Here is a 7,683-nt window from a genome sequence, read left to right as displayed (position 1 = left end):
AGGACTTTTCTGTGATGACGGCGAAGCGGGTAGGCGTGGACTATGCCGGGGAGGCAAAGGACTATCAGTGGAGGTTTTATAGTAAAGATAACGAATACGTGTTGGTTAGGTGAGGAAATGGCCAGAAAGAAATCCGGGCTTTTGCGCGGCGGCGAATGGCTGGACTGGTGCGGCTGCTGCCGCGTCGTCGCCACCCCCGGCCACACGCCGGGGCACATTTCGCTGTTTCTGGAAGAGGACGTCATTATGATTACCGGGGACGCCATGGCGCTGGAAAACGGTCTGCCCGTGACGGCGAACCCCCAGTTTGCACTGGGCAGGGAAGCGGCCGAGGCATCGTTTGAAAAGCTGCTGGCGCTGAAGGCGGAGGCGTATTACTGCTATCATGGCGGGGTTTATTTGCCAAATTGAAGCCCACTTCGCGTCAGGTCCCGTAATTACCTTATATTAAGAAAACAAAAAAGAGCGCCGCATAGCGGCGCTCTCAGGGCTTTTGTATCAATCCCATGCCGGGAAGGGCTATACCTGTCACACAATGGTAAAAAATATTTGACAATTGGTATATTTGTGGATTAAATTTAGATAGATATTTATATCATAAATTATAAGAGTAAATGATAGGAAAGACGAGAGGGAAAATGAGAAGAAGAGTGTTAATATTTCTGATAGTGCCTATTCTATCTGCCTGTTTAATTGGATGCAGCAATGGGTCTGTATTAAAAAATCAAGACGATGAGACTGCTATTAACACTGTTGAAGAACAAGATAGTACTCCAACTGCAGATGATGAAGTAAAAGAAGCTGATAATATTGATGGAACTAATCCAACTGAACCATTTGTAGGGAGAATGGCTTTGGATAGTGAAACTGAAAAATTTTTCTATGGGACTTGGAAGGTTGAGAAGCTTTTGGGATTTGCAAATTCATATAATGATGCTTCTGAATATCCAACAGGGCAAAAAATTATCGATGATGAAATTGTAATTGATAAAGACTTATTTTCATCAAAAGGGCTAAAAAACTATAGTGATTATCAATATGAACTTAAAAATCCGCTCTATGAAATTACTATGATATGTTATAACAAAGACGATTTTTATAGGAATTTTAGAATGGATCTGCCAGGTATAAATATGGATGATGAGATAAAAGCAATACAAGTATCTGACTCTTCTTCAGGATTCGGCATACCTGTAAGCTTTTTAGTTGTTAATAATGATAGTCTTATTTTGGTATTAGAGGCAACATGCTTTGAACTGGAAAGGGTCACTGACTAAATGAATTGAGGTTCTATAATAAGTATTGCGCTAATCTTAAAAAAGAGATCATTCTTTTAAGATGATCTCTCAGATTGTAGATAAAACAGCTCTAGGAAGCAAGTCCTAGAGCTGTTTTGTGCACTTCTGTGAGGTGGTATGCCGAATTTGAAAACCGGGCCCTGCGCCATCAGCCCCAGAGGGCGGAGAGGGCGGGAATCACCTGCTTTTTCCGGGACATGACGTGAGGCAGAAAGACGCTGCCGTTTTCTGTCTTGGCGTTGAACGCCTGCTGGATGGTCTGCTCGTCCCCGGCGAAGAAGAGGCGGCTGCCCTCTTGCAAGACGTCGGTCAGCATCAGGATGGCCAAGTCATAGTGCTTCTCCGTGCGCATCCGGTGCAGAGATTCCGCAAACTCCTCCCTCCGGGCCAGGAACTGCCCGGAATCCGCGCAGGTGATCTGGGACACGCCAAGGTCGTGCCCGGCGATATGGAATTCCTTAAAGTCCGTCATCAAAAGCTCTTCCGCCGTGTGGGTTTCGCCGCTGGAGACGGAGAAAATCATGTGGCCCAGTTCATCTAAGGAAATCTTGGCAAGACGGGCCATGCGGTTTGCCATGTCAATATCCCGCTGGGTGCAGGTGGGGGATTTGAACATAACCGTGTCGGAGAGAATGGCTGCGGCCATCAGTCCCGCCATTTTCTCCGAGGGCATCAGGCCCCGGTCCTGATACATCCCCGCCACAATGGTGGTGGTGCTGCCCACCGGCTCGTTGCGCACGTAGATGGGATTTCCGGTCTGAATGTCCGCCAGACGGTGGTGGTCGATAATTTCCAGAATCTCCGCCTGCTCAAGCCCGCGGACAGCCTGAGCCGCTTCGTTGTGGTCCACCAGAACCACCCGCTTGCGGGCGGGGCGCAGCAGGTGGAAGCGGGACAGGGTTCCCACCACCTTCTCCTCATCGTCCAGAATAGGATAGCAGCGGAAGCGGCTTTTCAAAACCGTTTCCCGCACGTCGTCGATATAATCGTCCAGATGGAAGCAGACAAGGTCTTCTGTTTTACAGATGCGGTTCACCGGCAGGGAAAGGCAGATCAGCCGCACCGTGCGGTATGCGTCATAGGGTGTGGAGATCAGGCATGTCTCCGTCTCCATGGTCCGCAGCTCCTCGCTCACCTCCGACTGGCACACAATCAGGCACTGGACCCCCAGCTCCATGGCGTAGCGAATCATGTCCGGCTGGTCGCCGCACACGACAATGCTGTCCTTCGCGTCAAACATCAAGTTTTTGTGGGAGGAGGGAAGGGCAATGGTTACCTCGCCGGAGAGGGTGTCCACCTGCTCGCCGGCCTTGTTGAGCACCTTGCCCTCCAGAACGGACAAAAGATTGTACAGGGGAATGTTGCTGACATGAGGATTGCGGACGGAGGAGATATCATAGGAGGCGATGTCTCCGGAGGAGAGCATTCCATACAACGTCCCGTCCTCGTTGGTCACAGGAATGGCTTTGGTGTTGGCGTCCTGATGAATCACGCGCCACGCCCGGCTGACGGTGACGCCGGCGCTGAGCAGGGGCGGCGTATCATAGGAGAGGTCGTCCACCTGGGTCCGCACGTTTTTCAGCAGCATGGGCGGCTCAAAGCCAAAGCGGTCCAGCACGGCCTGGGTTTCATCGTTTACTCTGCCGAGGCAAGCCGCCGTATATTCTCGGTCCCCCAGAGAATTGCGCAGGGCGGCATAAGCCATGGCGGAGACAATGGAGTCCGTGTCGGGGTTGCGATGCCCGGTGACATAGATGGTGTCCATGCAAATATTCCTTTCACTTTACGGGCGCTTTGGCCCGGTTAAATTAATGATGGTTTCATTGTACTATATCCCCTTGGGGGTTACAAGAAAAACCGCACGCAAACCTTTATAAAGAATCTTTGCGGAAAATGGAATAAAATATAAAAATTCACTTGACATCGGGGAATATATCTTGTATCATAATTGAGCGCGCAAAGGGCGAAGTATGCCAAAAACGCGCAAACTGCGATGAACCGGGAGATTGCGGGGCTTGCCTCGGTAACTTTCGGGGAGTATGTCCGATGATCGGGCGGCTGAGAAGGAATCTGCACGTTGCGTAGATCGCTGCGCCATGTTTGGATACCGGCCGTATTGCGCCGGTATTTTTCATGAGCGAGAATGATACGCACGGATAAGCGTACAGAAAAACTTCCCGCCGTACACAGTTTTCGGAACAACAAAAAACTATGTACGAAATTCAGGAGGAAACAACTTATGGCAGCACAGAAGCAAATGATTCGCATTCGTCTGAAGGCCTATGACCATCAGGTCATCGACCAGAGCGCAGAGAAGATCGTCGAGACCGCTAAGCGCACCGGCGCCGAAGTCTCCGGCCCCATCCCTCTGCCCACCCGGAAAGAGGTCGTCACCATCCTGCGGGCCGTCCACAAATACAAGGACAGCCGCGAACAGTTTGAGCGCCGCACCCACAAGCGCCTCATCGACATCACCCGCTCCACCCCCAAGACCGTGGAAGCGCTGATGGCTCTGGAGCTGCCCGCGGGCGTTGAGATTGAGATCAAGCTGTAAAACCCTTTCCCACATTTAATTCGTTGCTCACCCATTGTCTGCCAACTTGCGTGGCGGACGGGTCATGTCGGCAGAGCAATGCGGCGCGGCCGTATCTAAGCCGACCAATAACCTTTAAGGAGGAACATACATGAAAGCAATCATCGGCAAAAAGGTCGGCATGAGCCAGATCTTTGATGAGAACGGTCACGTGATTCCCGTCACTGTGATCGAGGCCGGTCCCTGCGTGGTCACCATGAAGAAGACCACGGAGAGAGACGGCTATGAGACTGTCCAGTTGGGCTATGAAGATGTGGCTGAGCGTAAGCTCACTAAGCCTGAGATGGGCCATCTTACCAAGGCGGGTGTGGGCCCCAAGAAGCACCTGCGGGAGTTCAATTTGGAAAACGGCGCCGAGATGAACGTGGGCGACCTTGTGAAGGCCGACGTGTTTCAGGCGGGCGACTTCGTAGACGTGACCGGCACCAGCAAGGGCCACGGCTTTGCGGGCGTTATCAAGCGCCACGGCGCACACCGTACGCCCACCAGCCACGGCGGCGGCCCTGTGCACCGTCATGCGGGTTCTATGGGCTCTTCTTCCGATCCCTCCAAGATTTTCAAGGGGAAGATCGGCGCGGGCCACATGGGCGTGGATCAGGTCACTGTGCAGAACCTGACCGTTGTGAAGGTGGATCCGGAGCTGAATATGCTCGTGGTCTGCGGCGCAATTCCCGGCCCCAAGGGCAGCCTTGTCACCGTGAAGACCACCGTGAAGACGCACCGGGCCAAGAATGTGGAGACCGGCATCAGCCACAACCCGCAGAAGGCTTCCGGCCGCAACCCGCAGAAGGCTTCCGCGAGAAGCAAGTGAGAAAGGGGTGCTTAGAATATGCCTAATGTTGAAGTTTTGAATATGTCCGGCGCAAAGGTCGGCGAGGTCGCTCTGAGCGACGCCGTCTTTGGCATCGAGCCGAATGGGGCCGTCGTCCACGAGGCCGTAAAGAATCACCTGGCCAACTGCCGGCAGGGCACCCAGAGCGCCCTGACCCGCGCCGAGGTTTCCGGCGGCGGCAGAAAGCCCTGGCGTCAGAAGGGAACCGGTCATGCCCGTCAGGGTTCCACCCGTTCTCCCCAGTGGACCCACGGCGGCATCGTGTTTGCCCCCAAGCCCCGGGATTACAGCTATGTCCTGAACAAGAAGATCAAGCGCTTGGCGCTGAAGTCTGTTTTGTCCGCCAAGGCTGCGGACGGCGAGATCATCGTGGTGGACTCCATTAAGATGGACGCCATCAAGACCGCTGACTTCCGCAAGTTCCTGGACGCCGTCAAGGCGGACGGCAAGGCCATGGTCATCGTCCCTGAGAAGGACGACGTCGTGGTCAAGAGCGCCCGGAATCTTTCCGGCGTGTCCACCACCACCGCCACCATTCTGAGCGTCTATGACATTCTCAATGCCAAGAAGTTGGTCATTGACCAGACTGCGCTCGCCAAAATCGAGGAGGTGTTCGCGTAATGGCCACCAGTTACGATATCGTGATCCGCCCGATCATCACCGAGCGCGCCATGGGCGCCGTCACCGACAAGAAATATGTCTTCGAGGTTGCCAAGGAAGCCGGTAAGATCGAGATTAAAAAGGCCGTTGAGGAGATCTTCGGCGTGAAGGTCAAAAGCGTGAACACGCTGACCGTTCCGGGCAAGGAGAAGCGCCGCGGCGCGGGCCGTCCCGGCAAGACCAAGACCTGGAAAAAAGCCTATGTCCAGCTTACCGACGAATCCAAGACCATCGAGTTCTTCGAGGGGATGGTCTAAGACCGGAACCGATATAACTGTAAGGAGTGTTAAGCGATGTCTATTAAATCTTATAAGCCGACGACACCTTCCAGAAGACAGATGACGGTTTCCGGTTTCGACGGTCTTGACAAGAAAGCCAAGCCCGAGCCCAGCCTCACCGAGTCTCTGAAGAAGTCTTCCGGCCGCAACAGCTACGGCCGCATCACCGTCCGCCATCGCGGCGGCGGCAACAAGCGCAAGTACCGCATCATCGACTTCAAGCGCGACAAGCAGGGAAGCGCCACAGTCCTGCGCCTGGAGTACGATCCCAACCGCAGCGCCAACATCGCCCTCATCCAGTATGAGGACGGCGAGAAGCGCTACATCCTGGCTCCCGTTGGCATGAAGTCCGGCCACAAGATTATGACCGGACTCGACGCTGACATTCTGCCGGGCAACGCGCTGCCCATCGAGAAGATCCCCGTGGGTACTATTATCCACAACATTGAGCTTCATCCCGGCAACGGCGCCCAGCTGGTGCGCTCCGCCGGTACCTCCGCCCAGTTGATGGCCAAGGAGGGCAAGGACGCTCAGATTCGTATGCCCTCCGGCGAGGTGCGCATTGTGCGAATCAACTGCATGGCCACTATCGGCCAAGTGGGCAACATCGACCACGAGAATATCAACATCGGCAAGGCCGGACGCAAGCGCCACATGGGTTGGCGTCCCACGGTCCGCGGCAGCGTTATGAACCCCAACGACCATCCCCACGGCGGCGGTGAGGGCCGTGCGCCCGTCGGCCGCCCCGGCCCTGTGACGCCTTGGGGTAAGCCCGCCATGGGTTACAAGACCCGCAAGGGCAAGAACCCCACCAGCAAGTTTATCGTCAAACGCCGGAACGAGAAGTAAGGAGGCAAGTGGATTATGAGCAGATCTGTCAAAAAAGGCCCGTATGTTGCCCCTGAGCTTCTCAAGCGGGTTGAAGCAATGAACGAAAAGAACGAAAAGCAGGTACTGAAGACCTGGAGCCGCAGCTCCACCATCTTCCCCACTTTCGTGGGTCATACCATCGCTGTGCACGACGGGCGCAAGCACGTGCCCGTCTATGTTCAGGAAGACATGGTGGGTCACAAGTTGGGCGAGTTCGCCCCCACCCGGACCTTCCGCGGACATGCAAAGAAAAACTGATAAAGGAGGATGCGAAATATGGAAAACAATGAAGCAAAAGCATTTCTGCGCTATGTCCGCATCGCTCCCCGCAAGATTCAGATCGTCTGCGATCTGATCCGCGGCAAGGATGTGGGCACCGCCATGGCAATTCTGATGCAGACCCCTAAGGCTGCGTCCGAGCCTCTGATGAAGCTTCTCAAGAGCGCCGCCGCAAACGCGGAGAACAACTTCGCCATGGACCCCAGCAAGCTGTACGTCAGTCAGGTCTTCGCCACCCCCGGCCCCATCCTCAAGCGGATGATGCCCCGGGCGCAGGGCCGCGCGTACCGTATCAACAAGAGAAGCTCTCACGTCACGCTGGCCGTGGCGGAAAAGGCATAAGGGAGGAGACAGTTTTTTATGGGACAGAAGGTTAATCCCCACGGCATGCGCGTGGGCGTCATCAAAGACTGGGATTCCCGTTGGTATGCCAGTGATGAGAAGGTCGGCGACCTGATCGTCGAGGATCATAAAATTCGCAAATACCTGAAGAAGACCCTGTACGGCGCCGGCGTTCCCAAGATTGAGATTGAGCGCAGCAACGACACGGTCACCATTTTCTTGCACTGCGCCCGTCCGGGCGTGGTCATCGGCAAGGGCGGCGAGCAGATCGAGCAGTATCGTCTGGCCGTTGAGAAGATGACCGGCAAGAAGGTGAAGCTGAACATCGTCGAGGTGCGCAACCCTGACATGGACGCCCAGCTTGTGGCAGAGAATATTGCCCAGCAGCTTGAAAAGCGTATCTCTCACCGCCGCGCTATGAAGAATTCCATGGCCCGCGCTATGCGCGCCGGCGCCAAGGGAATTAAGTGCTGCTGCTCTGGCCGTTTGGGCGGCCGCGAGATCGCGGGCGTTGAGCACTATCACGAGGGC

Annotated in this window: 11 protein-coding genes and 1 pseudogene; 11 read left to right on the top strand and 1 reads right to left on the bottom strand. The window is 54.8% G+C overall.

Annotated features, from left to right (window positions below):
- The 3 genes and pseudogenes from RTK01_RS14920 to RTK01_RS14910 form a co-directional block, all read left to right on the top strand.
- Window positions 1-113, top strand: a pseudogene (locus RTK01_RS14920) (DNA-3-methyladenine glycosylase); the annotation flags it as partial.
- Window positions 114-117: 4 nt separating this feature from the next.
- Window positions 118-411 (top strand): MBL fold metallo-hydrolase, encoded by a 294-nt coding sequence (locus RTK01_RS14915; protein WP_312281731.1) that lies wholly within the window; start codon window positions 118-120, stop codon window positions 409-411.
- A gap of 227 nt (window positions 412-638) precedes the next feature.
- Complete coding sequence (locus RTK01_RS14910; protein WP_312281730.1) at window positions 639-1,277, top strand: hypothetical protein; 639 nt, start codon at window positions 639-641, stop codon at window positions 1,275-1,277.
- A 169-nt stretch (window positions 1,278-1,446) separates the two neighbouring features.
- Here the strand turns inward: RTK01_RS14910 and RTK01_RS14905 are convergent, their stop codons facing one another.
- Window positions 1,447-3,063, bottom strand: coding sequence for a putative manganese-dependent inorganic diphosphatase (locus tag RTK01_RS14905; protein ID WP_312281729.1), 1,617 nt, complete (start codon window positions 3,061-3,063; stop codon window positions 1,447-1,449).
- Between the two features lie 474 nt (window positions 3,064-3,537).
- On the opposite strand from RTK01_RS14905, the gene rpsJ reads away from it, so the two are divergent.
- The 8 genes from rpsJ to rpsC all read left to right on the top strand — a co-directional run.
- Complete coding sequence (rpsJ, locus tag RTK01_RS14900; protein ID WP_312281728.1) at window positions 3,538-3,852, top strand: 30S ribosomal protein S10; 315 nt, start codon at window positions 3,538-3,540, stop codon at window positions 3,850-3,852.
- Window positions 3,853-3,982: 130 nt separating this feature from the next.
- On the top strand, window positions 3,983-4,702 hold the full coding sequence (gene rplC, locus RTK01_RS14895; RefSeq protein WP_312281727.1) for a 50S ribosomal protein L3: 720 nt from the start codon (window positions 3,983-3,985) through the stop codon (window positions 4,700-4,702).
- Window positions 4,703-4,720: 18 nt separating this feature from the next.
- Window positions 4,721-5,344 carry a 50S ribosomal protein L4 gene (gene rplD, locus RTK01_RS14890; RefSeq protein ID WP_312281726.1) on the top strand — a complete coding sequence of 208 codons (624 nt, stop codon included), beginning with the start codon at window positions 4,721-4,723 and terminating at the stop codon, window positions 5,342-5,344.
- Entirely contained in the window at window positions 5,344-5,640 is a 297-nt protein-coding gene (gene rplW, locus RTK01_RS14885) for a 50S ribosomal protein L23 (RefSeq protein ID WP_312281725.1), read from the top strand. The genes rplD and rplW overlap by 1 nt, the downstream gene beginning before the upstream one ends.
- A gap of 36 nt (window positions 5,641-5,676) precedes the next feature.
- Complete coding sequence (gene rplB, locus RTK01_RS14880; protein ID WP_312281724.1) at window positions 5,677-6,510, top strand: 50S ribosomal protein L2; 834 nt, start codon at window positions 5,677-5,679, stop codon at window positions 6,508-6,510.
- Window positions 6,511-6,525: 15 nt separating this feature from the next.
- Complete coding sequence (rpsS, locus tag RTK01_RS14875; RefSeq protein ID WP_312281723.1) at window positions 6,526-6,789, top strand: 30S ribosomal protein S19; 264 nt, start codon at window positions 6,526-6,528, stop codon at window positions 6,787-6,789.
- A gap of 18 nt (window positions 6,790-6,807) precedes the next feature.
- A complete protein-coding gene (gene rplV / locus RTK01_RS14870; protein WP_312281722.1) occupies window positions 6,808-7,152 on the top strand; it encodes a 50S ribosomal protein L22 in 345 nt (114 codons plus the stop codon).
- 18 nt (window positions 7,153-7,170) lie between these two features.
- Window positions 7,171-7,683: 30S ribosomal protein S3 (rpsC, locus tag RTK01_RS14865; RefSeq protein ID WP_312281721.1), on the top strand; the 513-nt coding region annotated here is incomplete at its 3' end.

Source organism: Oscillibacter sp. (genome assembly GCF_031978065.1).
Taxonomy (GTDB): Bacteria; Bacillota; Clostridia; order Oscillospirales; family Oscillospiraceae; genus Oscillibacter.
The sequence above is the reverse complement of the archived record's forward strand: the minus strand, read 5'-3'. Positions and strand labels throughout refer to the sequence as shown.

Bases quoted from the DNA above. Each gene is read 5' to 3' on its own strand.
- rplD (WP_312281726.1), top strand. From the start codon at position 4,721: ATGCCTAATGTTGAAGTTTTGAATATGTCCGGCGCAAAGGTCGGCGAG.
- rplB (WP_312281724.1), top strand. From the start codon at position 5,677: ATGTCTATTAAATCTTATAAGCCGACGACACCTTCCAGAAGACAGATG.
- rpsJ (WP_312281728.1), top strand. From the start codon at position 3,538: ATGGCAGCACAGAAGCAAATGATTCGCATTCGTCTGAAGGCCTATGAC.
- rplW (WP_312281725.1), top strand. From the start codon at position 5,344: ATGGCCACCAGTTACGATATCGTGATCCGCCCGATCATCACCGAGCGC.
- rplC (WP_312281727.1), top strand. From the start codon at position 3,983: ATGAAAGCAATCATCGGCAAAAAGGTCGGCATGAGCCAGATCTTTGAT.
- rplV (WP_312281722.1), top strand. From the start codon at position 6,808: ATGGAAAACAATGAAGCAAAAGCATTTCTGCGCTATGTCCGCATCGCT.
- rpsS (WP_312281723.1), top strand. From the start codon at position 6,526: ATGAGCAGATCTGTCAAAAAAGGCCCGTATGTTGCCCCTGAGCTTCTC.
- RTK01_RS14915 (WP_312281731.1), top strand. From the start codon at position 118: ATGGCCAGAAAGAAATCCGGGCTTTTGCGCGGCGGCGAATGGCTGGAC.
- RTK01_RS14905 (WP_312281729.1), bottom strand. From the start codon at position 3,063: ATGGACACCATCTATGTCACCGGGCATCGCAACCCCGACACGGACTCC.
- RTK01_RS14910 (WP_312281730.1), top strand. From the start codon at position 639: ATGAGAAGAAGAGTGTTAATATTTCTGATAGTGCCTATTCTATCTGCC.